Genomic DNA, 26,961 nt, shown 5'->3' with positions numbered 1-26,961 from the left:
TTCAAAGATGAGCTATATTGTTTTCATAAGATATATTCTCTTTAATCGATTGGGTTGACTGCATTTATTATTTCAGCCGACCCTGAAAATCTATATTTTGCGCAAAAGGGTTCAGGTACTGATCGATAAGCACCGCCGCCTCAGCGCGTGTCAGATACTTGTTGCCGCTGTATGCGTTTATAATTTCTTCTTTGCCTTTTTTCGGATCAATGCTATGAATCAGTGTAGCCAAAAAATCAATTTCCAGATCTTTCCCGGAAGCCTGTACGTCCCGTAGCTGTGGATAATAGGTTCTTAATCCTTCGGTGAGATCATATTCACTGATACGGTGTTCAGGATAAAACCAGGTCTGGTTGGCCCACTTATAAGCGATTCCTTTTCCCTTAAGTATGCCGGTTGCACCAATGCGTTGTACTGCTTCGAAATAGCGATCCTGTGGTTTGACATCTATAAAAGGCATCAGATAAGCGTCATTTTCAAGCAACGTTTGCTGCACAGTTCTTACCTGTAGATGCTGAGGACTACGGCCTTCTTTTACAGCCAGAGCCGCCAGTGCACCGGCTGCCTGACCGATACCCAATACTACCGGTTGAAGACGTGTCGCTCCTGCTACGATATTACTCACACTGATGCTCTTTTCTGCAACAATAAAATTATCTACACCTTTCGGAATAAGGGCCCCAAGAGGCACATTGTAAGAAGGCACTTTGATTTTCACAAAATCAATTTTCGGAGCATCCGGGTTTTTCAGGTGATGATGATCTATGGTATAGTCCCCTACAATACCTCCTGCTCTGTATAAGGGTACATCCTGTTCATACGGCTTTTGAACATAAGGCAATGTCAACGCCGCAATCCCTGTTACTCTTCTGGATTCCCGATGGTAAGGAATAAAAGGCAGTTTATCTGCTGTATCAAACTCGTCATCCGCAAGTCCCAGATGTTTAAATCCAAGTACAGTCTGCAGGTGGTAGATAAAACGCAAGGTATGATCTTTGGCCTCCTGCAACGCTTTCTTACGTTCTTCCGGTGATTTCTCGATTATATTAAGATAAATATCATTGCCATCCTTTGGCCAGTTGATCATATATTTCCCGTTCGGAAGTTTTCCGTACGTGATCATTTGTGAACAGTCAATCTTAGGCGTATTATCATGGGATGCCGGATCGGCTACATCACAGGCATGCTCAAACACCTTTGGATCATACCCCTTTGGTTTCCTGATCGTCTTATCTGCTCCGGGACCGTAATCTTTCAACACTGCTACATAAGTCAGATCCTGAATAATATCGTTTGCTTTTTCGGGAGCATATTCCTCTTTTGTATCCTGATGGCTATCCATACCGATCTTATAGGATGCTCCCACTGCCGGCAGCAGATCTCCAAGCTCCGTTGCATCGATTACAATTCTGGCCGACACCTGTATTTTCTTCCCTTTCTTATCTATCTCGACCTCCCAGCCCTGTGCCGTTTTAGTTATTTTCTTCCATTGTGTAGAATACCAGACTTCCACGTTTTTTTCTGCGGCAATCATGGTTTTCAGAATTTTATTTCCGACGGAAGGTTCAAAGAGCGTATTACTTACCCATCCCGTCTCTACAGCGGCAGGGCCTCCATAATACTTATATAAATGACTTCTGAATTCGCCCCAAAGCCCCGCCGGCATCTGATGATTGCCGTCTATAGCAGAAACCCCGGCAGCCGTAAGCATTCCACCCAGCCATTGTGTTTCTTCAATGACCAGTGTTTTCACCCCGAGACGGGAGGCTTGTATAGCTGCCGTGGTACCACTGGCTCCCCCACCGATGATAAGTACATCGACACGGACAGGAGAAGCACCCTCAGCATGAATTAAACAGGTAAAGAATAAGGTGACGAATACTAGGTAGATTTTCATTTTATCATAATATGGTTTACAGACCACTAATATATAATATATTTAAAATAAACACAACAATTATTAATTTTTTTTATTAATTGACTACCATTTAAAAGCATTTAGTATTTATCAATATATTTCATACATTTGATTTTAAAAAAAATCATATAACAATGACATTCCTTGAAGAGCTTAATGGCGATAATTTTTCGGGTGTTGCCTACAAAAACATACAGTTAAAGAAAAATATCATTTCATTCTTTTGTGCGCACAACAGCGCCACAATCGCTGATCTGTGCAAGGAATTAAACCTAAGCGTCCCTAAAGTCACTAACCTGATTAACGAACTGATTCAGGAAGAACTGGTACAGGATCTGGGAAAAATCAACACGAATGGTGGTAGAAGACCCAATTTATACGGGCTGATCGCTGACTCCGTATTCTTTTTAGGAGTAGATGTCAAACAGAACCATATTAATATCGGGATTACGAACCTGCAAAATGAACTGGTCTATATAAAAGAACACCTTCCGTTTACGCTGAGCAACAGCACAGCTTCTCTGGAAGAATTAATACAACTGATCCACAGTTCACTAAAAACATTCAATATTCCTAAGGAAAAGATTCTGGGCATGGGCATTAACCTTTCGGGCCGGATCAACTACTCTACAGGCTATAGTTACAGTTTTTTCCATTTTCATGAAGAGCCTCTATCCAAAATTCTGGAGAATGAACTGGGAATTAAGACATTTCTGGAGAATGATTCCCGGGCCATGGCTTATGGTGAATTCAACTCTGAAGCTATCAAAACGGAGAAAAATGTCATTTTTCTTAATCTGGACTATGGTCTCGGGATGGGTGTGATGATCAACAGTTCATTATACTATGGTAAATCCGGATTTGCAGGTGAATTTGGTCACATTCCTATTTTTAATAATGAGATCATATGTAACTGTGGTAAAAAAGGATGCCTGGAAACGGAAGCTTCAGGATGGGCCCTGACACGCTTATTTCAGGAAAAACTAAAGGAAGGTTCTTCATCTATTATCCTCTCCCATCCGGTCAAAACTTCACCAAAAACAATCGCAGATATCAAATTAAAGGATATCATTGCTGCTGCAAAAGCGGATGATGTACTTGCAATAGAACTGATCGCTGAAGTAGGTGAAAAAATAGGAAGAGCAATCGCTTTGCTGATCAATGTATTTAATCCTGAGCTGGTGATCCTGGGAGGGATATTATCGGAGACCGGAGAATATATCACTTTACCGATTAAGAGTGCGATCAATAAGTTTTCACTGAGTCTGGTCAATAACGATACTAAGATTATTTCGGCAGTTCTGGGCGAGAAAGCCGGAGTATTAGGAGCCTGTTTTCTGGTCAGAAACAGACTCCTGAACAAGGATTATCAATAAGCCGCACCGCTTATTGAAATCTCTTCTCCACCCTTTGCAGTCCATTCTTTAGCAGATACAATATCAAAGTATTCTGCTTTAGGACAAGCCATTTCAGTGTAACGTTCTTCATGAAAAGGAACTGATAATAATGCTCCTTTTTCATAACGGATCAGATTGGTGTAAGACCATCTGGAGCCTTTTACTTTTGTCGTTGTAGCCTGTGCAGGTTTTCCTTCATTAGACATCTGATCAATTGCATTTACACGCTTAAACTCTCCTTTGCGGCCAAAGGCATATCCAGCACATTCAAAGTCATATTCAAACTTTTTGCCAGCTCCTTCCACGACAAAGCGAAGCAATCCGTCCCGTATCAATACAACGGACATATGCACTTCTTCACCGGGATACCAGTAATAGTCTTTGATAGCAGGGGCATTGACGAATACAGCTGCCTGCTCCGTACCATGACCGGTACGACGCATGAAAGGACGGAAAGCTTTACGCTCTTCGCTAACCACTCCCCGTTCATCTTTTATCACCTCCCAGCTCAGACCAATATCTGTTTCCTGTCTATCCATACAGCCACCAAGATAGACAGATGGATTATCCAGATATTGCAGCGATTTCTTAGGATTGATGCGGGTTTTATCAAATGCTATCTGAGGCAGTAGTACCTTTCCTTCTATACCTACCCAATTATCTTCACTGGAGACTAATTTTCTGTAATAAGCACCTTCAAAACAGGCTTTTGCCGGTTCCGGCCTGATCTCACCTTTAAAAAACCGTACCTCAGAAGATGTAATACCTGCATTTTCTAAAGGCTTAGTATTTTTTTTGATTGATCCACATCCTGCTAACAAAATTCCGATTCCGGTTATAATATATTTATACATAACTATCCGCATACGAATTAATTAAGATCTATAGGGACAAAAACAAGTGGTGTCGGCAGACAGGATGCTCCCGGAGGGGAATATGTCAATTTAAGGACCTGTTCTTTACCAATCTGCTCCGGTTTAAAGATCTGAATCAGCACAGCTTCCGGACTTCCTTTCGTATTGAGACGCTCAGCAGGTAACTGCACTACACCTCCTTTATATACACCATCACTCACGACTACACTGGCAGCCATAGCGCTACACCATTGATTGTCTGATCTGGAATTCCAGGTCAGCAGAGCCAGTCCCTTTCCATCATTACTTTTCCATTTGAGTTCAATATTATACATCACACCGTAATTGCCGGCTAATGTAGATACAGTATTACTTTCCCCTTCTATACCTTTTACCCAGGCATCATCTTTACCATCTGCCACCACGAGCTGTGTGACACCTTTATCTGTGTCCAGCACAGCTTCATTAAATACTTTATAATTGCTTACCCCAAATAATCCTCTTCCTGCATTTTTCTTATTGGTCGGAATTACAGAACCTATTGTTTCATAAGCCTTTGGGCCACTTGTCCCAGGAGCAGTCTGTAATACGGCTACTTCGCCCGGTTCATCGATCAGAAATTCATATATGCCATGTACCAGTTCATCATACTTGACTACGTTGCGCTCCAGCACTTCATCGACAGCGACGGTCTGTCCCGGTTTTATAATACGTTCTTTTGCCAGCCCCTGTGAATTGAAGTAGTCGTATAATCCTTCCTTACCAACTTTGAAATAGTTTGTACTCGGTTTTTGTGAAGAATATTTAAGCATTTTCAGGCGCATATTACCTTTACCGGTATTCTTGATAACAGCCGTTATCTTTCGGTCTGTTTTTGGTTCTTTGACACCGTTTACATTATAGACATACAGTCGCACTGTGCCGGGTTCTACTTTTTCCTTCAGCGCAATTCCTTCCGGAATACGAATATATTCCGGATCGTCCGAAATCATATATTGCGGTCCCGGCCAGATCACTTTATCGTAATTCATTTTATCAAAACTCTCCGTCAGAAAGTTTTCCAGTCTGACAATTTCCCCTTGCCTGGTATTTTTCAATTGCGCTGCAATATGCTGAGGTACCTGCTGTGCATATAGAGCAGATGCACAAAGCAATCCCAATGCTAACGACAGCCCCCTTTTCTTCAGTGTAGTATTCATGTTATAATTTGGTTTTTAGTAAGGTGTTGAAATATTCAAAGTGTACCGGCAGACTCTCTGACCAATACGTACCGGTATGTGCTCCGGGCCGGGCGATATAGGTAGCTTTGATCTTCCACTGATCACAGCTGTCCCTCAGACTTTTGTTTGCTTTGTACAGGTAATCTTCAGTACCACAATCGAAAATGAAGGTTTTGGAAAGATCTTTTAATCGCTTTATGTTCGTGACCACAGAATAACGGTCGAAGTTTTCATTTGTATCGCTGTATTCACCCAGATGTTCTGCTATCGTTGTTTTTTTAAACCCGGAGTGCCTCAGATTAACGACTCCGGAGCTGCTTCCGGCACTTAAAAAGGAAGCCGGATAGTTTACATACAACCACAATGCTCCGTGTCCGCCCATACTGGCTCCGGTGACAAAAGAAGCATCCGCACGACCTCCGAAATGTTTATTGATATACGGCATCAGCTCCCGGATAAAGAAATCTTCGTATTGCAGACCTGATTTCAACGGTGAATTCATAAACCAACTGCTTTTCAGTCCATCCGGACATACAATCAGGAATCCATAGGTGTCGGACAGCCGTTGCAGATCCAATATCCTGGAAAATGTACGATAGTTAGCTCCATGACTATGCAGCAGATAAACAACAGGATATTGTTTCTTCTTCGAGTATCCTTCAGGTTTATATACATACACCGAATCTATAGTCTGCAGACTTTGAGAAGTAATCAACACAGTCTCTTGCGCAAAACATAGTCCGGATGACAAAAACAAAAGAAGAAAGAAGTAAATTTTCACAGGCTTATCATTTCAAGAACTCAAATATAAAATAAATTTTAATAAATAATAATCATTTATTAAAAAAAATTAATAACTAAACTTATGAAATATTGACCTTAATCCATTTAGCCCACACCTGAAAGGAATATCTTATCTTTACACTTTTTAATGTGCAGGGTGTAGTAGTGGACCATAATGCTGCAACATCCGGAAATGAATAATATACTATGAATATACAGCAGGCAACACCTGAAGATTATAAGACAATCATGCAGATATGGGAATCTGCAGTAAGGGCTACACATGATTTTCTAAAGGAAGAGGATTTTTTATTTTTCAAAGAAGCTATTCCCAGAGATTATCTGCCGCAACTTACGACCTATATCCTGTATGATCAGGAACGGGCAATGGGTTATATAGCAGTGGCAGAGCAGCACCTTGAAATGCTGTTTGTACATGCGGACTCCCGGGGTAAAGGATATGGCAAAATTTTGTTGAACTATGCTGTTGAGCAGTTGGGGGTTCGCTACGTAGACGTAAACGAACAGAATGAACAGGCTGTAGGATTTTACTTCAAAATGGGATTTGAACAGACTGGAAGATCGGCTCAAGACGGTTCCGGGAAACCTTACCCTATATTGCATTTACAGCTGCAACTAAAAGAAGCAGCCCGATAAGGCTGCTTCTTAAGCTATTTACTAATTATCCCCCGATTATTGCGGAATATTTTCAATGAGAAGCTCATTTCCAGCTTTATCATAATAGGCACAGGTCATCCGATCCATATCAATAATCCATTTTTCCACTCCCGAGCGCGCACAATCTCTGCAGAAGGTCAGGTAATCGGTAAGACCTTGCTGATGATCTTTAAGATCTTTTCTAAACTGTACGATATCACTCTGACCTGCCACATCCATTCGGTCATACTTTGCTGGAGCCGATGTAGTATATCCTTCTGCACCAAAATAATCTATACGTCCATCTGCTACATAGGCATCATAGCCCAACACACCAAGTGCTCTAATTTCGCGCATATAGGCTGGAAAATCCGCTCCGGATTTCACTTTGGCATGTGCCTGTCTGATTTGTTCTATTGTAAACATATAAGCTATTTAAGAATAACTAAATATAAAAGAATTCTACCATACTGACGAAAAGATTAATCTGACACAGGCAAAATATCATGTATTGTATGCCTTATAATGAAAATTTCATTTAAAGTATATAAAAGACTCTTACTTTAATGTTTCTTTCACTTCACCACATTCCATCATCTTGTCTCCAAAGTACGGATTTCGTATATTCTTTTGATTACTTAACCAAACAGCTCCTGTATCATCCAATGCCATAGGGCAGTAATCAAGGTATATCTCACCTTCTTTCAGGCCTGTCTCTTTTATTCTGTTCATCAGCTCATTGCTCAGCTCTGAAAATACGGCTCTTTGCTTTTCGATATCAGAGACAGCGGTGATTGTTGAAGCAAGTTTAACAAGTTGACTGCTATTGCTTACAGCCTTTGCTGCCAATTCTAAAGCCAGACCTGCTTCCTTCGCCGCAGCCATATCCGAATTGATCAACGCTTCACTAAGGAGCAGATATTGCTGATAAACCACATTAAGTGCATCATCTTTTATACCAACGGCATTCTCTTTAACCTCTGTTACCGCTTTTTGTTGAGTTGCAGCTGTATCAGCTGATTTGGTTGTACTATTACATGCTGTCAAGAGCAGGGCCGCTATACCCAGAACACAGCTATTAAAAAATCCTGTTTTCATATGTTTAATTTGATTTTCAATGGTCATATGGAATATCCAAACTATATTCATTTGCGTTTGTGCAGTCTGTACTACATGGATATTTTCATATACATTTCTTTATTTGTCTATATATTTTTCTTTTTTCTTATCCCAAAGGATGCATACCTCTTTTGAGCACATATTCACTAAATAACAGGTATGCTCCTGTGATGACCACTTCTTCCCCAGCTTCCAGCCCTGATGTAATGCTCACCTGGTCCTGGTTGGTGACACCTGTAACCACGGGTTTCGGTTCAAAACTATCTGTTCCTGTTTTTATCCAGACATGTTGTCCTTTTGCGTCATTTATAACGGCATCTACAGGCAAAATTATTTCTTCAGCACTTTCCTGAACATTTGTCAACAGCACCTGTACCTGCAGTCCTGGTTGCCATTGTTGTTTAGGATTGGGTATACTACCTCTTATTTGTGTAAGCTGTGTACCACTTTGCAGCGATGGATTTATAAAGTCGACTTTCATCCATTGCTCCTGATCTTCCCATCCGGTAATGATTATCTTTAGCCGCTGACTTTTCCTAATCTGTTTGGCCTCATTAGGATATAAATCCGCTTCAACCCATAATTGTCCATAGTTTTCCAAACGCATTATCGAACCCCCTTCTGCTACATATTGACCCTGTGTAATACTCAGCTCAGCCACTGTTCCACTTTGCGGTGCGAGCACCGTTACAAGCGGGCTTTTTTGCCTTGTTTTGGCAAGTTGCTGTATCTGCTGCTCTGTCTGGCCATACAGCAACAGTTTTTGTCTGGCAGAAGCCAACAGTTGTTGCTCCAGTTTATCACCTGCAAACTGCTGCTGTTGAGCCGCGATCATCAGGTATTCCTGTTGCAGAGTGGCCAGTTGCTCAGAATAAAGTACATATAAAGGTTCTCCCTTTTTTACTGCAACTCCGGTTTCGCGGATGTACAACTGTTCAATCCTTCCAGCAATTTTTGCAGATATGTAATTACTATGTTCCGGATTTAACACCAATCTGCCGTTTAATGCTTTCTGCGGCAGTACAATACCTTCACTGCTGACGCGTATAGTTGCGATATTGGCTAACAGCTGACGCTGCTCATCCAGCTTGACACTCTTATCTGCACTGTTTTTCTCAAAAGGCACCAGCTCCATCCCACATATAGGACAGGTGCTCATTTCATGTTTGATTACCTGTGGATGCATAGGGCAGGTATATGTCTGTCTGGCTTCTTCGGTTGTTGCCTCACTTTTCTTTTCCGAAGTACCGGTACAACCCCAAAGCAGGATCACTACACTAAGGAGTATCCCTATTTTTGTTACCGATCTATTCATTTTATGATTCTTATTTTGTTAACATTGCTCAGTCCTCTTCTCCTGCTTTTATAAAACTTTCACTGTCCACCATATAAGCAGCATCTCTGGCAAATTCCCATAGAGAAATATCCTGTTTAATCTGTATCATACCCTCTATTCTTAAGCCTGTCTTTACACTTACTGGTTTAAAAACATTATTTTCCTTTTTGAATACAATGCTTTGCGCACCCGCACTCAGTATAGCTGATGCCGGCAGCCAGTAACTGCCTTCAATGCGTACAGGTATTTTGGCTGTCAGAATTTCACCTGCTTTAAACTTCCCTTTAGCCAGATATACTCTCGCCAGTGTAAAATTCTCTCCGGACTTAATCATGGGTTGTATCAACCCGATAGTGGAGGTCTGAAAAGAGCCCTCTCTGTCTGCGGTTTTATAAAAACCAAGTTTGTATCCTTTGTTTACATAAGCTGCCAGCATGGGTTTTAGAGCAAATTCTGCCAGCAACTGATCCGACTTATAAATCGTAAAAAGACTCTGCCCTGCACTCACATATTGTCCTTCTCTCAGCATGACGGATGTGCTTTGCACAGCAGCAGCAGGGGCCGACGGAGTTGTACTTTCGCTTCCTGTGCTCATACCCCCCATTTCACTCATCCCCCCCCCACTTCCGGCAGAGGATACAGACGGAGCCGAAGCTGCAATGGCATTTGCTACGGATTTCTCCAGTATAAAACCATCCGTAGGGCTATAAACCGGAATACGGTAATTGACTCTTTTGGACAGCAATACCTGTTGAATATCCTGATCAGTCATCCCCAGCAGCAGTAAACGTTGCCGGGCTTGTGACATTAGTTGCTCTTCTCCATTTTGGGAAAGATATAGCAGATCCTGCTGTGCAGCTGCAAGATCCGGAGCGTAGATCTCAAAGAGTAACTGCCCTTTACGAACGGGCTGATAATTGTATTTAATATTAATCTTTTCCAGGCGTCCGCCGACTCGGCTTGCGACTCCGGTCTCAGCTCTGTTGTCATAATTTACAATTCCCTGTACTTCGGCCAACATAATCTTAGATTGATAGATTGCATTAACAACAGCCATATTACCGACCACCTGTTTGTTGGAAGGTTGTAACAATACGCTCAGACTACTGTCAATCGTTATTTTTCCAACATCATGATGTTCTTTCTTTTGTTCCGGTCTGCAGGAAGTAAAAGCAATTGACAGTAATAACATGATGAGTCCCGATACAGCGACAGGCAGTGTTACTCTGGCAAATTTTATGTTGATTAATGCCTTATTTTTCCCAGAAGAGGGTATTCTGTTTCTTCCGTACCAGAGCTGAGCCGGGGCATTACATACTGGATCTACGTATTGTTTACCCTTAACGATATAGTTCTTTTTCATAGTCTGCAATCATTAAGTATAGTTTCAATTTTTCATCCAGCACATTGTTTTGCATCATGTTATATGCTTCCCAGGCTGTAATAACTTCCGGCAGCTGGATTTTATTTTCGCGATAGCTCAACACATTGACTTCTAATGTTTTTCGCAAAGTAGGCACAATTGTTTTTTCCATAGCCTGTATCTGCTGCTGCATGGTTTTGATCTGATACTGCATTCCATATAGCATTCCCTGTGTTTCCTGCAGCATAGCAGCTTTCTCCATCTCCATGGCTTGTATTTCGTACTGCATACCTTTTATTTCCGATTTATACATCTTGGATGACCAGGGAGCTATCGGAATACTCACCATGCCCATTACACTGTAAGCCTTAGCCATACCACTTCCAAAAGGGGACATGTGATCAAAACGAAATCTGAATTCAGGATTACTTTGCTTTTTCATAGCGCTGATATTCAACTGCATAGACTGGATGTTATGATCCATTTTTACAATATCTTTTCTTACAGTCGCCAGACTCGCTGTATCCAGCGATCCTGCAACAATAAATTGTGGCACATATGTAGTATCAATAGTAAAAGCTGTATTGCCTGGCTGGTTCATCATACCATTAAGTGTAGCCATAGCTCTTCCGATTTCTCCTTCCTGCATACGCTTCATATTTTCCGTTTCTTCAAGTTTAGCAGAAGTTTGATAAACTGCTCCCAGTCTGGATTGATTAAAGGGATATCTTACTTCTTCCAATTTCCGCATAGTCTGCATGATCTTCGTGCTTTCCTCCAATACAGCAAGTTTAAGGGTAGCAACCAGCCAGGTAAAATACTGTTTTCGGGCTATTGTTCTCAGATCGTTCAATGTGACATCACGGGTTGCCCGCTCTACATTAGCCTGTGAACGGATATACTTTTTATCCGCATTCAGTTTTGCAAAATTTGGTATATCCTGTTCCAGTTGTATCATCAGGGATCCTCTGTCGCGTCCATCCATTATCATCTGCCCCGGATATGGTGTCATAAAAGTACCCACTCCTACCATGGGTGCCATCCAGGCGGTAGCCGCATTTGCGGTATGCTGAAAGCTTTCTGCTTTTAGTCCATAGGTTTTGAGAAGCAAATTGTGCTGATCTATTCTTTGCAAAATAGTATCAAGCGAAAGTACCTGTTTTTCCTGCGCACCCGCATCAATGCACCAAGCAAAGAACACAATCAGCAAAAATGAAACGATCTTATAGCATGTATCTGAAAACACAGAATAAAGAATCTTCAAATGAACGGATAAGCAGTCAGATGTAAAGATATTCAAGCCTTTAAAAGTTGAAAATTCAGTTATTACATCATTTTTTATCATAAGGCCCAAACAATCCAGATCACAATTCTTAATCTGTTTTGGAGGTTGGATATTATTATCCAACGCGCAAAATCTGAGTGTTTTAGTGCTGTACATTGTGCACCTCCAGTTTTCCGTATTTTCTTAATTCATATTCTTTTGACATCAGAAAGATCAGCGGAGTGACCAGTAAAATGTGTGTCGACGAGGTCAGTACTCCTCCGATCATTGGCAAAACAATAGGCTGCATGACATCGACACCTACTCCGGTTGCCCACAGTACAGGTATCAAACCAAATAACGACACACAGACGGTCATTAACTTGGGTCGAAGCCGCTTAGCTGCTCCGTGAATAACATATTCTCTTAATTCTTCTTTACTGATCGTTTCACTGGAATTACCTCTTAGTTTGACAAGTTGCTGCATGGCATCATTAAGGTAGATCACCATTACAATACCCGTCTCCACCGCTATACCAAACAAAGCAATAAATCCTACCGCCACTCCTACAGAGAGGTTGACACCCCAGAAATAGATCATATAGGCACCTCCGATCAGGGCAAAAGGAACAGTGATAAGACTTAGAAAAGCTTCTCTCACAGAATGAAATGCAAAATACAACGAGAAGAAAATAATAACCAGAACTACCGGAGCAATCCACATCAACGTCTGCTGACCTCTGATCAGATTTTCATACTGCCCGCTCCACTCCAAAAAGTATCCTTCCGGCAATATACCATCTTCTTTATTCAGCCGTTCCATAGCTTCCTTCACTGTACTTCCAAGATCCCTGTCTCTTATATTAAACATGACTGCTCCACGCAAAATGGCATTATCCGAACTGATCATCGGCGGCCCATCCTCAAACTTCACATCGGCGACAGCGGATAAAGGAATTTCACCAAAGCCCTGAGACTGTAACGGGATACGTTCTATCTGGGCCAGACTGTTACGATACTGCTGTGCCAGACGGACGCTAATCGAAAACCGCTGCCTGCCTTCAATAGTATTACCAATGCTAGCTCCACCCAAAGCCGTTTCTACCACCTGATTTACATCATCAATATTGAGCCCGTAACGAGACAGTTCTTCTCTTTTTATATCAATTGCAAGATATTTCCCACCGGTAATGGGCTCTACAAACAAGTCACTTACGCCTGGGGTACCTTCTAAAGCTACTTTTACTTTTTCAGAAACGGCTGCAATTGTATCCAGATTCTGTCCAAACACTTTTATCCCGACATCAGTACGAATACCTGTTGCCAGCATATTGATACGATTAATAATGGGCTGCGTCCATCCATTTACCACACCGGGAATCTGCAACTTAGCGTCCAGCTCGGTTACAATATCCTTTTTGGTAATACCCTCTCTCCATTGATCTTTAGGTTTCAGCGTAATAATGGTCTCTATCATACTGATAGGCGAGTTATCCGTAGCTGTATTGGCCCGGCCTGCTTTACCCAACACTTTATCTACCTCTGGTATAGTTTTGATGATCTTGTCCTGCACCTGCAAAATCCGCTTAATCTCAGCATTTGACACATCCGGCAAGGTGACCGGCATAAACAAGATACTCTGTTCATCCAGTGGGGGAATAAATTCTGTACCTAATTTTTTCAGCAACGGAATTGTAATCAGTAATGCAATTACATTAATGGCAATAGTAGTTTTTCTCCACTTTAAGACTACCCGTATAATTGGCTCATAGACCTTTTCCAGGAATCTGTTGACCGGATTAGCTGTATCCGGTTTAAATTTACCTTTCATAAAGAAAGATATGAGCACCGGTGCCAGGGTGATCACCAAAAGAGCGTCTACAATCATGATAAACGTCTTGGTATAAGCCAGAGGATGAAATAATTTACCTTCTTGCCCGGTAAGCATAAACACTGGCAAAAATGAGGTTATAATGATCACCGTAGCAAAAAATACACCTCTGGAAACCTGCTTACTTGACCTGGTGATAATCTCCAGCCGCTCTTCTTCGCTAATCCACGCTGGTGTTTTGCGAAATTTATTTTTAAACCAATTTTTCATGGCATTCTCTTAATTTTCATTTTTACCTGATCGTTTTCGGAAACAGGTTGTTGCAGATTAACTCTTGCTACAAACCTGTTTTGGGTACTCATTCCTTTCATAACAGACACATCAACTATCTGAATTGCTTTCTTTCGAATGGCTCACTCCGACGACTTGAGCATACCGCTCTGCAAGATGTTTGTAAGCATTTTCACTCATAATAATACCATTATCCACGATTACTCCTATCGCAAGCGCAATACCAGTCAGGGACATAATATTGGATGATATTCCAAAAGCATTTAAAAGAATAAAACTGGCTGCAATTGTTATCGGTATCTGTATAACAATACTGAAGGCGCTGCGCCAATGAAAAAGAAAGATGATAACAATTAACGATACCACAATCATTTCTTCGATCAGTGTATGCCTGATCGAGTCTACCGATTCTTTAATCAGTTCTCCCCGGTCGTAAACAATATCGAATTTCATTCCTTCCGGTAATCCTTTGGCGACTTCCTTCATCTTGGCTTTTACATCATCGATTACCTCTGCAGCATTTTCACCATAGCGCATTACGACTATACCTCCCACCCGCTCCCCTGTTCCGTCCTGATCAAAAATTCCTAACCTTGTTTCGCCGGTCATCTGTACTACAGCAATGTCCGATATACGGATAGGTGTACCATTTTGAGTTTTGATCTGGATATTAGCTATTTCATCTATAGATTTCAAGTAGCCGGACGTTTTGATGATGTAGCCGATATCACTCATCTCGAATTTGCGTCCGCCGGCTTCGTTGTTGTTACTACGTACAGCTGAAATAACCTGCGGGACGGTGAGCTTATAGTACAATAGTTTGTTGGGGTCTATAGCAATTTGATATTGCTTCTGAAAACCTCCAAATGAGGCAATTTCACTTACTCCAGGTACATTCTGTAAAGCAAATTTCACGTACCAGTCTTGTATGGCTCTCTGCTCTCCAAGGTCAGTATCCGGAGCATCCAATGTATACCACAGTACGTGCCCCACCCCAGTACCATCAGGTCCCAGTTGAGGAGTAGCTCCCTGAGGCAAGGTATTGGAGATGGTACTGATACGCTCCATCACCCTTTCCCGCGCCCAATACACATCTACCTCATCCTCAAAAATGACGTAGATAAAACTCATACCAAACATGGAAGAGCCGCGGACATACTTGATTTTCGGAATACCCTGTAAGTTTGTAACTAACGGATAGGTTATCTGGTCCTCTATCAGTTGCGGAGATCGCCCCATCCATTCCGTAAAGACAATTACCTGGTTTTCAGACAAGTCTGGAATAGCATCTATCGGATTTTTTTTAACCGCAAAAATACCCCAAATAAATATCCCTGTGGCCAATACCAACACGATAAACCTGTTGCGCATGGACCATTCTATAATTTGATGTACCATTTTAAAATTATCCTCCTTCTTAACTTAAGTAATATGCCATTTCGGAAGCCGGCTCAACAGATTTAAAATAGCCGGCCCCGAAATCAGGAAAAAAGTAAAGCAACCAGGAAAGCAATTGAGCACCTCATATTCAAAAGCTTATCTCCCTCCCTGAAAATGGCATAAAAAATTAGTGTGATTTTGCAGCTTTGCCTGTACGATCATATTTACAGCAACCCGGTAACTTTTCGTACACTTCATTTTTAGCTTTTACATCAGGTGTATCATGACCTGCGTTAGCTATTTTTTGCTGAATTGTACGATTGTTAATTTTGCCGCTGTCGTAACTAATGGTCAACATCTTACTTGTTTTGTCCCAGTCGGCACTGCTGATAGCTTCATCTTGTAAAGATGCTTCTATTCTTTTTTTGCACATGCCGCAGTTACCCAATACTTTAATTTTTTCTGTTTTGGTTTGTGCCAGTGCAGCAGTTCCAAACATTGTAAATGCCACAATGGCGATCATTCTAAATGATTTCATAAAGATTTAATTTTAGTGTTGCTACTAAAAACTTAGAGAAGTCTTTACTCACAACGAGTTAGTGGAAAATATTTTTTGAATTGATACAGCTAATAAGCCTTTGGGGAATTGATCGGAATAAGTAAATAACCTGAAGCCCCAAAATGAAAAAAGAAAGAGGATACTATATTCGGTAGGTACAATTTTTTATAAAAACAGGAATCTGTTGTCCAGAAGGCGGTGCATTGCTATACACGAGTGATAAAGCATCTACCCAAACTGAAGATGACGGAGACATTTCTGGAGGAACAGGCTGTAATATTGCAGAAGCGAGTTGTTCAAACTTATAACTGTTTACAGTTGAGTTTTGCGCCTTGTCCACATCTGCTTCATAATGTACATCCTGACAACAGCTCTTTTCTTCCGTCTGTTTCTTCTCCATTCCACAAAAACCACAAGCGTCGGATTGATCTTCTATCAGACTCCAATTGACCAGTTGGCCCATACAATAATGAAGATGCACTCCCGTCCCACTGGCAATCGCCAGATAGAAAACAGCTATAAAAGCAACAAGTAACCTCTTCATCATAAAACAAATTTTGCAAAAAAAACAAAATATAGTTTATATAATTTTCGAAATACGTTACAAAATTACAATAAATACGTTAATTTATTTTCATAAACTTCTTAATCAGAATTTCTTTTATAAAAAAACAGCGATACAAAATGCACGCTGTTTAAAAATACACACAAGAATCTCAGCATCTATTTACATATTGAACACTTGATATTCCCGCTAAAAATATATGACAGGATTAACCAATCTTATTAATATACCAGAGTTGATTATCGCCACCGTGCTTCGGAAATAAAATAATTTCTGAACCATTTTTGCAAATTCCTCCCTTTATATCCAGACACGATCCCTGTGTACTCTTTGGAGAGATCGTATACTGAACAGGATAATCACCTGTAGTCGTAATTTTCCATTTCTGACTGTCACTTCCGTTTCTGCTTCGTATGGCCACTTTTGTTTCATTACCACTTCTGTAGTCTGCGTCAAGTACTTTGCCTGTTGCATGCTGGGGTTCCAGATAGTAAAATCCATCTCCGGCATCTGTCAGCTTCCATTTTTGGTTGTTTGACCGTTTGGCTTCGTAAACAATAACAGGAGCGCCGTCCTGACTGTCACCTCCTTTTACATCCATACAGAAATCATACCCGTCCTTAAAAAGTCCTAATGTAGTACATATTTCCACTACGGAGCCTGAAACAGGAGCGTGTACATTCGCTTTATTGCAGTTGATCAGCAGCTTCGTGAGATTGGAGCCGATTTCAGGAAAATCCATCGGGATAATACCGTATCGTGCAGGAGTAGTTTCGGACAGGTATTGGTGAAAAAGCGGAAGTACAGTATCCGCCATGTCACGGGGATTAGTAGTAAGGGGTAACAAGCCACCAAGGAAACCCGTAGCACTTGCAAAATTGATATAAATTATGTTCTTATTATCTTCGGAAGCTTTGATCAGACAATTTTTAACATGTACATTAAACTTTTCTTTTCGGTCATCATCATCTGACCATGAGCTATACACATCCTGCACATAGAAATTAATATTATGATGACTTAAAGGTCCCTCACCATCGACCGGCCAGCCTCCTTGTGTATCCAAACCAAAATCGGCCATATCAAATCTGCGGAATAACACAATCTTGCCACGAATCTGTTTCAACGCAGGATTCTTATTATTCGATAACCACCATCTTTGATTCCAGTCTGTTCGCTTTTCAATAGTGTTCTTTACCCAATCGTGAATCTCTTCACCAAATTCTTTCTTGACCGACATAACAATCGTTTCCTGAGGATTTTTATCCAAAAAGCGGATACAGTCGTTGATGACTTGTTCAAATGTCAGATCCAACGCCACACTAATCGCCCGACTGCCTCCGTGGTACAACCAGAGAACACCGTCGTCACTCGTTCCTCTTGCCAATCGTATATCCAGAAAACGAATACCATTATTTAATTGTTCTGTAATACTCTGCGTCTGACATTTTGCAGCACTATCAATAGGGCCATCTCCGAGTGTGTAAGTTCCGGAGTCATGTGTGCCCGGTATGGTTATTTCGGACAGCAGCTTATTATCATCAAGCTGACTCATCCATGTTTGTGTTAATTTTTCCATTTTTTATAGTTTTTGATCTTGAATAAAGATCCTATAAACAGGAATAATTAGTACTCTATTTAGGCGGACAATAAACGGACAAGGAAGAAGCTTACCAGGTCATAGCTGCACAGGTTATTACAGATACATAAGATTATAGGTTTTGTTAGCAGCCATGCAACCTTTAGAACTACATACTAAAGCTTTCCTTTTACAAATGCAATAAAAGCTGTTTGTTGATCTACAAACAAATAATGAGAACAGTTGTCAACTATCTGCATATTCTCAGCTCCTGTTATTTTTTGTATGTCCGTTATTTGTTTAGGGCTGAAAATACCATCTTCCTTTCCGTAGATGGCATAGATAGGAATCTTTTTATCTTTAATTCGTTTCAGGGCCGGTCTGTTGTCTACATTATTATTCTTTTCATTCTTGTAGAACCTGAAGGGCGATTCATGATTACGGAAATTACTTTTGTTAAATTCACTTTCCTCATACTGTTTACGAAGACGTATACTTTCTGGAGTAGGTCGTGGCATAGTAAAGTGATGCAGTTCACTCGCTATGTTATAGGTTTTCTTTCTATAGTCAGCACTGTGTTTATCAAGCTTTTGGATACCCTGTATTTCCTGCAGCTTGCCATCATCCTGTCGGAAGATCTGCTTAGCCTCTGTAAGGATATGATCGTAGGTTTGCTGCTGCACACATAATGCGCCTGCAAGAAGCAAAGAACTCACCTTTTCCGGATATTGATCGGTAAATAAGGTGGCAATAATACCACCAAAACTATGTCCGATGATATTTGCTTTTTCTATGTTATAGGCTTTGTACAATTGTAACAGATCGGCAAAACTTTCTTTATAGGTCATTGTCGCCTGTTCATCTTTGGAACGTCCCTCTCCTCTTCTGTCATAAACGATCACATAAAACCCTTCGTCTGCAAGCGACTGTGCTGTTGTGCCTTCAAATAAATTCGAGTTACCGCTTGGTCCTCCGTGTATAAATATGATCGCCGGATTACTTTGCACGCCATAAGCTTTGCTGTAGATTTCCTGTGCTGCCACTACAGGTAAAAGATATACAGATAACAGAAGAAGAAGTAGATATTTCATTGTGAAAAATGGTTTTCTTAAAATTGCTGAAAAGGCACAAATATGCTTATTTTATTAGATAGTGCTTACAAAATTTAAAAAGTCCTTAATGGGTTGAGAATTAGCAGCCACAAAGAAAATTATTCCTCATCATCCCATGGTTCAAAGTCATATTTCCATCTAAAAACATGGTCTTTTAGATTTCCACTCGTTAATCCTTCGCTTCTGTTTTCTTTTAAATTCAGCGTCTTATCAAATTCTTTTGATAGCACATATACTCTTACACGTGATTGTGGTATCAGTTCGAGGTAATGCTTAAATACTTTGCTTATATCAGTTGCATTGTATGTTTCCGGAAGCCCAATATTCTTATCAATTTCCTTATCAAACAAATCATCGGGCACATCATCTATAGCCAGCCGCACAACCTTATCTTTCCCTGTCCAGCTGACTGCAAAAAAACTATGTATACCAAGGGAAGTTTTATCATCGTAAATCATGGGAAGACCGAATTGTGCTAATGAATCTCCGGTAAGTTTGTCGGAAATAGCATCAAACAGATTGCTGATTACAGACTTATCCATATTATTTTGATAAACTATAATTGCTTCCACTTTACTATTGACAGCATTACTGACAAGTTCTATATTATCAAAATGTACAGCATTGATGCTTGCAGCAGGTAAGTCTAGACGGTTCATGTTTTCAACGCCTGAAATGCTGTATTCTGTTTTATTTTTCTCCTTTGCCAATACCAGTTTATTGGAGGTTACTTTAAATCCATTCCTTACATCTGCCAAGTCCTCTGCTAATTGCACCGGATTTAAATCCGAAAGTTCTTTTACTTTGACATAATCTGGTGTGGTAACCGGCAGATTAAGAGAAGATAAATCTATTGTTTTGATCTTTGCAAGAATCTGCTGTTTATCTTTTTTTAGCCCCTCAACTTCTTTGGCATATACATCCTTTTTTACAGGAATAAGATTAAGTGAAAAACGATTATCCTTCTCTGCTGTACCGATGTAATTAAATTTGATCTTTAACGTGTCTTTTTCAATAGTGACTTCATATACACTATCCAGCAATTCTCCCGTATTTTTTAATCTGCAATCCGTTAACGACCGGAGATCTGAGATTTTAATTTTCTTTTCAAAAGGATAGGAAAAGTACAGTGAATCATTACTTTCAGAAATATGAATCCGCATTTCAGCAATCATATCCATATACGCAAGCGTAATTCCCCACATGGATTTATTATTCACTTTTGTTACGTTTTCGGATTTCCAATAGGTCCGTTTTTCTTGCGCATTTGTCTTTGTGCAGAATATCGTGAGTAATATGCAGGATAGTATAGTGTAATATGATTTCATTTTATATAGTTTGATCTTACATTGTTAATCATCTGAATTAGCAATGTATCCTAAATATACAAACATCCTCTTAATCCACAAATGTAGAACCTCACCCCGCCCCTCTCCTTCAAAAAGAGAGGGAGATATTTAGCGAACTGTTTTTCTCTCCTTTTAAGGAGTTAAAAACTTACAAATTAAATCCTACCGAGAGCATAAAGTTACGGGGAGTACCTACAAATCCTCTTGTATAGTCAAATCCTCCCAGATAATAATATTTATCAAATACATTATTGATATTCGCCGTAAAACGCATCCCTTTCAGGTGATAATATACAGCCGTATTGACTGTTGTATACGATGGCCACATATCCCATACACCATTCCCATTCTGATCTTTACGTGCAGCATTATCCATTCGCCGCTCATCAACATAATAGACACCGGCCCCAAAGCCCAGACCTTTGACCGCATATCGGGAAAATATATACTTCAGCCACATCCCTGCCATATTTTTAGGAGCATTGCTCAAAGCCAGTCCTTCTTCACCTGCTAATGAAGATGATTTCACTTCCGTATGGTTAAAACTATAGTTGGCCATCACCTGAAATTCCTTGTTTATCTGTCCTCTGAAATCAAGCTCTACTCCCCTGGAGATAACCTGTCCGGATTGACGATAAACCGGCAGTCCGCTCTCGGATATACCTCCCGTTGCAATCAGCATATTCTCTCTCCCTATATGAAATACAGACAACTCCGTTTGCAGATTATTCTTAAAAAAACCTGTCTTTAATCCTGTCTCTACCTGAAAGCTCCGCTCAGGATTAAAAGGACGATCCGCTCCATAGTTTTCATAATTATAAATAAAATCTGCCCCTACCGGAACATAGCCTTGCGAATAGCTGGCAAAATAGTTAACCTGCTCATTAATCTTATAGGTCAATCCCAATCGTGGTAACCATGCATTCTGTTTGGTTTTGAAAGACTCTTTGAGATCCGCACTGCTGGAGCGGTAATATTCATGACGTAATCCCAATACTACGTGCAGACGTTCTCCTACACTCACCTGATCCTGTATGTAGAATCCCATACTTTGGTAAGGATTAAGGAAAGGGAATTCCGCCTGCGGACGCCAGATATAGGAAGAAATATCTATGACTTCCCGATTAGGATTTTCCAGATCAATGGTCAGCGGTACTTCTTTGCCGTTCAGCATCCGGCTACGGGACTCGCGCAGAATATTATCTTTATCACCTCGGTATTGTGCATAATCAACACCCAATACCAACCTATGCTGATGCCCGGGTCTATCCAATGCGTAACGAAGATAACTCACCAGATTGTCCGTGTAATCTGTAATTTGCTTTGACTGGAAGCGCATATTCATTACGGTATTCTGTGGCGGATTAGCGTAGGTATTCAATGTGCGAAATTCATTTAATTTTTCCTTATAGATCGACTTCATATAGTTCACATGAAGAGACAAATCTTCTGTGAGTTGCTGATTTAGCCGGGCAGATAGTGTAAGGAAATTTGTCTTAAAGAAGTCGGTTGGCTGGCTCACATTGAAGGATCGGGACTGTGCATAGAAATCATTGTTGCGTATACCTAATCCACGATCCAGATAACCATCAAAATTGTCATAGGTCAGATCAACATCAATCGCGGTTCCTTCTGCCGGACGAAAACTGAATGAAGGTGCAACAAGTATGTTTTTACGCTGATTAACATCTCTGAACGTTCTGGAATTTTCATAACCTACATTCAGTCTGTAAAGTACTCTTTTAGCAGAATCCAGTGGCCCGCCAATATCGAGAGTAGTACGGTAGGTCTGGAAACTTCCAATTGCAAAATTAACACTTGCATGTTTCTTTTCTAATGGTTTCTTGGTAACCATATTAATGGTTCCGCCGGGAGTAATATCTCCAAACAGGGATGCTCCGGGCCCTTTCAGAACTTCTACACTTTCCAGATTGACCGTAAGTGGCGTACGCCAGAAACTCGTACCGTATCCATATCCTGAACGCATACCGTTTACCAGACGCATACCGCTGGTATAACCGCTGTTAAATCCACGAATAGTCAGATCATCATAGGCAGAAGCCTGATTGACACCTGCCAGATCCTGTACAACATCTGTAATCACAAAGGCCTGTTTATCTTCCATAAACTCCTTGCTGACAAGAGATATGGATTGTGGCAAATCCTTGAGTGAACCTGAAAATTTACCTCCAAGTTCGGTCGTATTAATAAGGTACGAATTGTTGCGTCTGCCGGTAACCAGCACTTCATCTACTTCTACACTGGCTGGAAACAACTGAACATTGAGTCCCTTTTTGTTATTCCAGTTTAACTGATCTACTGACACGGAAAGTGTCTTATAACCAACCGCACGGAAAGAAAGTATTGCCGGAAGCTTTACTGTTGCCGGAAGCCGGAAGGTACCATCACTATTCGTCTGTATCAGTTCTTTCGATTTAAGGATAATGGTAATACCTCTGAGTCCCTTTCCTTCTGTGTCGGTTACTTTTCCGAAGATCACAGGCTCCGTCTGTGCATACACCTGCCCGTTGAGTATACAGAATAAAAAGATGGAGATGTAAAAAGTATATTTTAATATATGCATATCTAACTGTTTTTATAACTTCAGTGGCCTGATGGTGTAATATTATAGCTCACACTTCATATGTATAGTTTCAAAACCACTATGATCCTTCCGGATAAGTGTTTTGAAACCGCATTGTAACCAAAATTCGTAGGCGCCTGTGAGAAACGGATGAGTATGCAGGTATAAGGTTGATATAGCCTGTGCCTTTGCAACTTCCACTAATTCCTGAAACAGAGCGGTAGCCACTCCTTTTCTCCGTCCTTTAGGATTCACATATAAGCGTACGACTTCTACTGTATTTTCCTGCTCTAAACGGAGAAAAGAAAACCGTTGATCATAAGCCAACATTCCAATCACAGCAATCAGATTACCCGATTGGTCGCGTGCTTCCAGAAATGTACCAATCCGGGCATGAATATAGGTCTGTGCAAAATGCTGCAGATCATATGGCATTTTATGATGGTCCAGCATGGGAAAAAGTAACTTACGAGCATCTGATACATAAGTGATCAGCTCAGGTACATCCTGTTCCGAAACACGTTTTATAATCAAATCTTTATTCATAATGGTGTTGAGGATCGGGTAAAATTATTATTTTGCCACGGTGCGGAATCTGCTGCAGACGTACCTGATAAGCCTGTTCTAATAAATGATGAATGCTATCTGTATTTTGTCCTTCCAGACTGGTGAGGATTTGCTGCTGCATCAGAAAAAAACGATCCCCGTAGAGAAATGCCAGATTAGGATCATGCATAATACAAATCACGGTTTTACCAGCTTCAACTAATTTTTTAAGATTATCCAGCACTGCTACCTGATAGTGCAGATCCAGATGATTCGTCGGTTCATCCAATAAGATAATATCCGGATCCTGCACTAATACCCGGCACAAAAGCACCAATTGCCGTTCACCTCCCGAAAGCCGGGTATATGGCTTATCTTTGTATTTCCAGAGATCAAACCTTTTTAATACTTTCCGAACCTGCTCTGTGTCTTCTTCTTTTGGTGAAAAGCGGGAAAAAGAGGCCCGGCCTGTCATCACCACATCATATACGGAAAATGGAAAATTGGTCTGGTGAAACTGAGTCATAAAACCGAGTCTGATTCCATTGGCGTTTCCGATTTTAACGGCCCTTCGTTCCACTCCATTGATATGTATCTGTCCCTGATATTCTCGTTGGACTCCAGCCAGAATATTAAACAGGGTAGATTTTCCGCTTCCGTTTCGCCCCAGAATAACGGACATCTCCCCTTTGTAGAAGGTAGCCCGAAGTCCGTCAAGTACAGTTTGTTTTCCGTAGTGAAAGGCTAAATTTCTGATTTCTATTGCTTCCATTATCCGTTCCAGTTTATAGCGTTTTTACGCATCAGGTAAATAAATAGCGGCGTGCCCAGCATCATGGTAAATACACCTACGGGAATTTCAAAAGGGAGCAGTGTACGTGAGAAATCATCAATCAGTAACAGAAAAGTACCTCCAATACTGATATTGGCCCATACTCCTATACTGTTGCTCGGCCCGAAGAGCATCCGGCTGATATGAGGTACAATAAGTCCGAAGAGACTGATCATGCCAACCGCAGCGACCGCAGAAGCGGTGATCATGGTGGCTGCACCTATCATAATAAGTTTGATGATTTTGGGATTGACACCTACAGCCAGCGCTTCCTGATCACCCAGAGCAAGAAGATTGAGCTTCCAGCGGAACAGAATAATTATTCCAAGCCCCAGTAATATGGGTAGAATGGCAACCTTTAATTTTGACCAGGAAGCGGTATGCAGATTTCCCATAGTCCACTGGACTATGGCCTGCAACTTGTACGGATCACTCAGATACTGCAAAATGGTAAGGAATGCCGTAAATACGCCTGAAATAATCATACCGGCCAGTACCATGGTCACTAATGATCCTTTGGCGCCGCTGTAGGATACAAAGTATGTAATAGCAACGGCCAGCACTCCAAATAAAAAAGCAGAGAGGTTGAGTGGAATCAGAGATACCAGCATTGATAAGGCAGCTCCAAAGGCTGCTCCTGAAGAAATCCCTAAAGAAAACGGATCCACAATAGGATTACGAAATACAGCCTGCAGCACTCCTCCGGCCACAGCCAGTGAAGCTCCGACACTAAAGGTCAGCAACACACGCGGAAGTCTGACCTGCCAGACAATGGTCTCCATACTGGAATCGACCACAGCAACTTCCCACCCTAACGAGGAAGCAAGACCGGCATATATCAGATTTGCCAGTTCAGATAAACGGAGAAATCCTGTATTCCCTAACGCAAGAGAGAAAAACAGGACAAATAAAGGCAGACAGATGAGTAAGCTTAATTTCCAAAATTTCATATTTCGTCTTCCCATATTTTTTCACTGTACAGAAACTCCAGAGTCTGCTGCAGATCTGTTTTAAATTGTTGTTCAGAATAGCTTGGATAGCACCATTGCCGCAGCTGTTTGGCAAACAAAAGAAATTTAACAGTATGCGGATCGTAGTAAAAAGTGGGTTCCATGCTATACACTTGCTTATCGATTACTGCCGGCAGCGCTTCAAGTTCTTTTAAACTGTAGACATCCTGTAATTTTGAATTCCACAATACGATAAGATCAGGATTCCACTTGTAAAGAGATTCCGCACTGATATTCGGGGCTTCGAGATTAAGCGGACACGCATTTTCGGCACCTGAAACCTCCATGGACAGATCTACAAGGGAACCCTTACATGATGTAGAAAAAACACGTCCTTTAGACCATGCATAGTATACCTTTTTCCGTTCTATATCTTCGTGAAGCTTCATTTTCTCTACTTCCTTCTCCACATACCCCACAATCTCCTGAGCACGCTCTTCCTGACCTAATAATGTCCCTACGTCGACAAGTTCATTATAGATATGCTCTTTATCTCTGCTGGATACGACATACACAGGAATATGAAGATCTTCAAGTTGAGCGATCGTCTCTTTATCATGCTCATATACGATGGCAAGATCTGCTTCTAAGGCCACCAGTGTCTCTACGTGCGTAGACCGACCTCCGAAAGTGGGTGTCACAATCTGCTTACGGGCAATACGCGTATCGAGTAAAGACAGAAAATGATAGGTAGAAGGGTTCTGATAAATCTGCTGCGGAATACCGACCAGCTTGTCTCCGGCATTAAGCATGTATATCTGATCGACAAACGGTTCAAACAGAACAACAACACGTTGTGCATACGTTTCCAGTGTGATCTCTTTACCACGTGCATCTGTTGCTGAAATTTTTTCAACCGTTTGTTTTTTTTCACCGGAATTACTGCAGGCAATGATCAACATCAGAAGAATGAAACTACTGACCCATCGCCAAGTTGTTTTTCTTCTATTTGTCATATTGTAACTTTATTTTTCCGGAACATATGCAATGCCTGATCAGGCAATAATCGAGCTGAGGTCAGCTCGATATATCCGGCATATTTGGCGGATAATGCACTGTACAACCTGCCGTCATAAGCCACAGCAAAGGATTGGTCATTCAGGCAGAAGACAGGTAAGTGTCGGTTGCCGACATCAAAACTGAATTGTCCTGCCATCTGTGCATCCTTTGCATGCAGTATAATGCAATCACAAGGTTTGATATACAATCTGATTGCATAGTTATCATTCAGATGCACGACCTGACCATCATGGAGCTGCTCACCATATTCACGCTGCAGACGGACCAATCTTCCTGCTGAAGTTTCCCGTTCCAACACCGTCTTTCGTACTTCATACCATTCCATGTATACAAATTCTTCAGCTATACCCTGCGGTATAGCTGTATAGTTATTGTCTGAAATATAAAGCATT

At 41.0% G+C, this 26,961-nt stretch carries 24 protein-coding genes; 2 read left to right on the top strand and 22 right to left on the bottom strand.

The features are described from left to right. Positions 1-67: 67 nt before the first annotated feature. Complete coding sequence (locus tag B4B65_RS08130; protein WP_293914968.1) at positions 68-1,897, bottom strand: FAD-dependent oxidoreductase; 1,830 nt, start codon at positions 1,895-1,897, stop codon at positions 68-70. A gap of 155 nt (positions 1,898-2,052) precedes the next feature. Here B4B65_RS08130 and B4B65_RS08125 point away from each other — a divergent pair, with 155 nt between their 5' ends. Further along, entirely contained in the window at positions 2,053-3,294 is a 1,242-nt protein-coding gene (locus B4B65_RS08125) for an ROK family protein (RefSeq protein ID WP_293914967.1), read from the top strand. Here the strand turns inward: B4B65_RS08125 and B4B65_RS08120 are convergent. The 3 genes from B4B65_RS08120 to B4B65_RS08110 are packed head-to-tail and all read right to left on the bottom strand — an operon-like array spanning position 3,288 to position 6,170. Beyond that, a complete protein-coding gene (locus B4B65_RS08120; protein WP_293914966.1) occupies positions 3,288-4,169 on the bottom strand; it encodes a hypothetical protein in 882 nt (293 codons plus the stop codon). The genes B4B65_RS08125 and B4B65_RS08120 overlap by 7 nt on opposite strands. Positions 4,170-4,186: 17 nt before the next feature. Continuing rightward, positions 4,187-5,368, bottom strand: coding sequence for a copper amine oxidase (locus tag B4B65_RS08115; protein WP_293914965.1), 1,182 nt, complete (start codon positions 5,366-5,368; stop codon positions 4,187-4,189). Position 5,369: 1 nt separating this feature from the next. Continuing rightward, positions 5,370-6,170 carry an alpha/beta hydrolase gene (locus B4B65_RS08110; RefSeq protein WP_293914964.1) on the bottom strand — a complete coding sequence of 267 codons (801 nt, stop codon included), beginning with the start codon at positions 6,168-6,170 and terminating at the stop codon, positions 5,370-5,372. Between the two features lie 209 nt (positions 6,171-6,379). On the opposite strand from B4B65_RS08110, the gene B4B65_RS08105 reads away from it, so the two are divergent. Beyond that, complete coding sequence (locus B4B65_RS08105) at positions 6,380-6,829, top strand: acetyltransferase (RefSeq protein WP_293914963.1); 450 nt, start codon at positions 6,380-6,382, stop codon at positions 6,827-6,829. A 36-nt stretch (positions 6,830-6,865) separates the two neighbouring features. Here B4B65_RS08105 and B4B65_RS08100 read toward each other — a convergent pair whose 3' ends face one another. From B4B65_RS08100 to B4B65_RS08015, 18 genes are all read right to left on the bottom strand, one after another. Next, the gene (locus B4B65_RS08100; protein ID WP_293914962.1) at positions 6,866-7,255 is read right to left on the bottom strand and encodes a DUF1398 domain-containing protein; all 390 of its coding nucleotides are present in this window, start codon (positions 7,253-7,255) and stop codon (positions 6,866-6,868) included. Between the two features lie 132 nt (positions 7,256-7,387). Beyond that, positions 7,388-7,927, bottom strand: coding sequence for a DUF3347 domain-containing protein (locus B4B65_RS08095; RefSeq protein WP_293914961.1), 540 nt, complete (start codon positions 7,925-7,927; stop codon positions 7,388-7,390). 127 nt (positions 7,928-8,054) lie between these two features. After that, complete coding sequence (locus B4B65_RS08090; protein ID WP_293914960.1) at positions 8,055-9,263, bottom strand: efflux RND transporter periplasmic adaptor subunit; 1,209 nt, start codon at positions 9,261-9,263, stop codon at positions 8,055-8,057. 28 nt (positions 9,264-9,291) lie between these two features. Next, positions 9,292-10,647: an efflux RND transporter periplasmic adaptor subunit gene (locus B4B65_RS08085; RefSeq protein ID WP_293914959.1), complete on the bottom strand. Its 1,356-nt coding sequence runs from the start codon at positions 10,645-10,647 to the stop codon at positions 9,292-9,294. Further along, positions 10,625-11,893, bottom strand: a complete 1,269-nt coding sequence (locus B4B65_RS08080) for a TolC family protein (RefSeq protein WP_293914958.1) — start codon at positions 11,891-11,893, stop codon at positions 10,625-10,627. The genes B4B65_RS08085 and B4B65_RS08080 overlap by 23 nt, the downstream gene beginning before the upstream one ends. A 181-nt stretch (positions 11,894-12,074) precedes the next feature. Then, on the bottom strand, positions 12,075-14,012 hold the full coding sequence (locus B4B65_RS08075; RefSeq protein ID WP_293914957.1) for an efflux RND transporter permease subunit: 1,938 nt from the start codon (positions 14,010-14,012) through the stop codon (positions 12,075-12,077). 111 nt (positions 14,013-14,123) lie between these two features. Next, positions 14,124-15,431, bottom strand: a complete 1,308-nt coding sequence (locus B4B65_RS08070) for an efflux RND transporter permease subunit (protein WP_293914955.1) — start codon at positions 15,429-15,431, stop codon at positions 14,124-14,126. 169 nt (positions 15,432-15,600) lie between these two features. After that, positions 15,601-15,951, bottom strand: a complete 351-nt coding sequence (locus tag B4B65_RS08065) for a heavy-metal-associated domain-containing protein (protein ID WP_293914953.1) — start codon at positions 15,949-15,951, stop codon at positions 15,601-15,603. A gap of 163 nt (positions 15,952-16,114) precedes the next feature. Continuing rightward, positions 16,115-16,519 carry an HYC_CC_PP family protein gene (locus tag B4B65_RS08060; protein ID WP_293914951.1) on the bottom strand — a complete coding sequence of 135 codons (405 nt, stop codon included), beginning with the start codon at positions 16,517-16,519 and terminating at the stop codon, positions 16,115-16,117. 226 nt (positions 16,520-16,745) lie between these two features. Beyond that, positions 16,746-18,116: a phosphatidylinositol-specific phospholipase C domain-containing protein gene (locus B4B65_RS08055; protein ID WP_293914949.1), complete on the bottom strand. Its 1,371-nt coding sequence runs from the start codon at positions 18,114-18,116 to the stop codon at positions 16,746-16,748. A gap of 176 nt (positions 18,117-18,292) precedes the next feature. Continuing rightward, a complete protein-coding gene (locus B4B65_RS08050; RefSeq protein ID WP_293914947.1) occupies positions 18,293-19,207 on the bottom strand; it encodes an alpha/beta hydrolase in 915 nt (304 codons plus the stop codon). 119 nt (positions 19,208-19,326) lie between these two features. Further along, positions 19,327-20,556 carry a hypothetical protein gene (locus B4B65_RS08045; RefSeq protein ID WP_293914945.1) on the bottom strand — a complete coding sequence of 410 codons (1,230 nt, stop codon included), beginning with the start codon at positions 20,554-20,556 and terminating at the stop codon, positions 19,327-19,329. A 169-nt stretch (positions 20,557-20,725) separates the two neighbouring features. Then, positions 20,726-23,161 carry a TonB-dependent receptor gene (locus B4B65_RS08040; RefSeq protein ID WP_293914943.1) on the bottom strand — a complete coding sequence of 812 codons (2,436 nt, stop codon included), beginning with the start codon at positions 23,159-23,161 and terminating at the stop codon, positions 20,726-20,728. 42 nt (positions 23,162-23,203) lie between these two features. Further along, on the bottom strand, positions 23,204-23,707 hold the full coding sequence (locus tag B4B65_RS08035; RefSeq protein WP_293914941.1) for a GNAT family N-acetyltransferase: 504 nt from the start codon (positions 23,705-23,707) through the stop codon (positions 23,204-23,206). Beyond that, on the bottom strand, positions 23,700-24,479 hold the full coding sequence (locus B4B65_RS08030; protein ID WP_293914939.1) for an ABC transporter ATP-binding protein: 780 nt from the start codon (positions 24,477-24,479) through the stop codon (positions 23,700-23,702). Before B4B65_RS08030 ends, B4B65_RS08035 begins: the two co-directional genes overlap by 8 nt. Further along, complete coding sequence (locus B4B65_RS08025) at positions 24,479-25,504, bottom strand: FecCD family ABC transporter permease (RefSeq protein WP_293914937.1); 1,026 nt, start codon at positions 25,502-25,504, stop codon at positions 24,479-24,481. Before B4B65_RS08025 ends, B4B65_RS08030 begins: the two co-directional genes overlap by 1 nt. Beyond that, a complete protein-coding gene (locus B4B65_RS08020) occupies positions 25,486-26,505 on the bottom strand; it encodes an ABC transporter substrate-binding protein (RefSeq protein ID WP_293914935.1) in 1,020 nt (339 codons plus the stop codon). The genes B4B65_RS08025 and B4B65_RS08020 overlap by 19 nt, the downstream gene beginning before the upstream one ends. After that, positions 26,502-26,960, bottom strand: a complete 459-nt coding sequence (locus B4B65_RS08015) for an urease accessory protein UreE (RefSeq protein ID WP_293914933.1) — start codon at positions 26,958-26,960, stop codon at positions 26,502-26,504. Before B4B65_RS08015 ends, B4B65_RS08020 begins: the two co-directional genes overlap by 4 nt. Position 26,961: the final 1 nt, after the last annotated feature.

It is taken from the genome of Sphingobacterium sp. UBA5789, assembly GCF_002418355.1.
In the GTDB taxonomy this organism is placed as follows: domain Bacteria; phylum Bacteroidota; class Bacteroidia; order Sphingobacteriales; family Sphingobacteriaceae; genus Sphingobacterium.
Note: the sequence above shows the minus strand (reverse complement) of the source record. Positions and strands in the feature narration are given on the sequence as shown.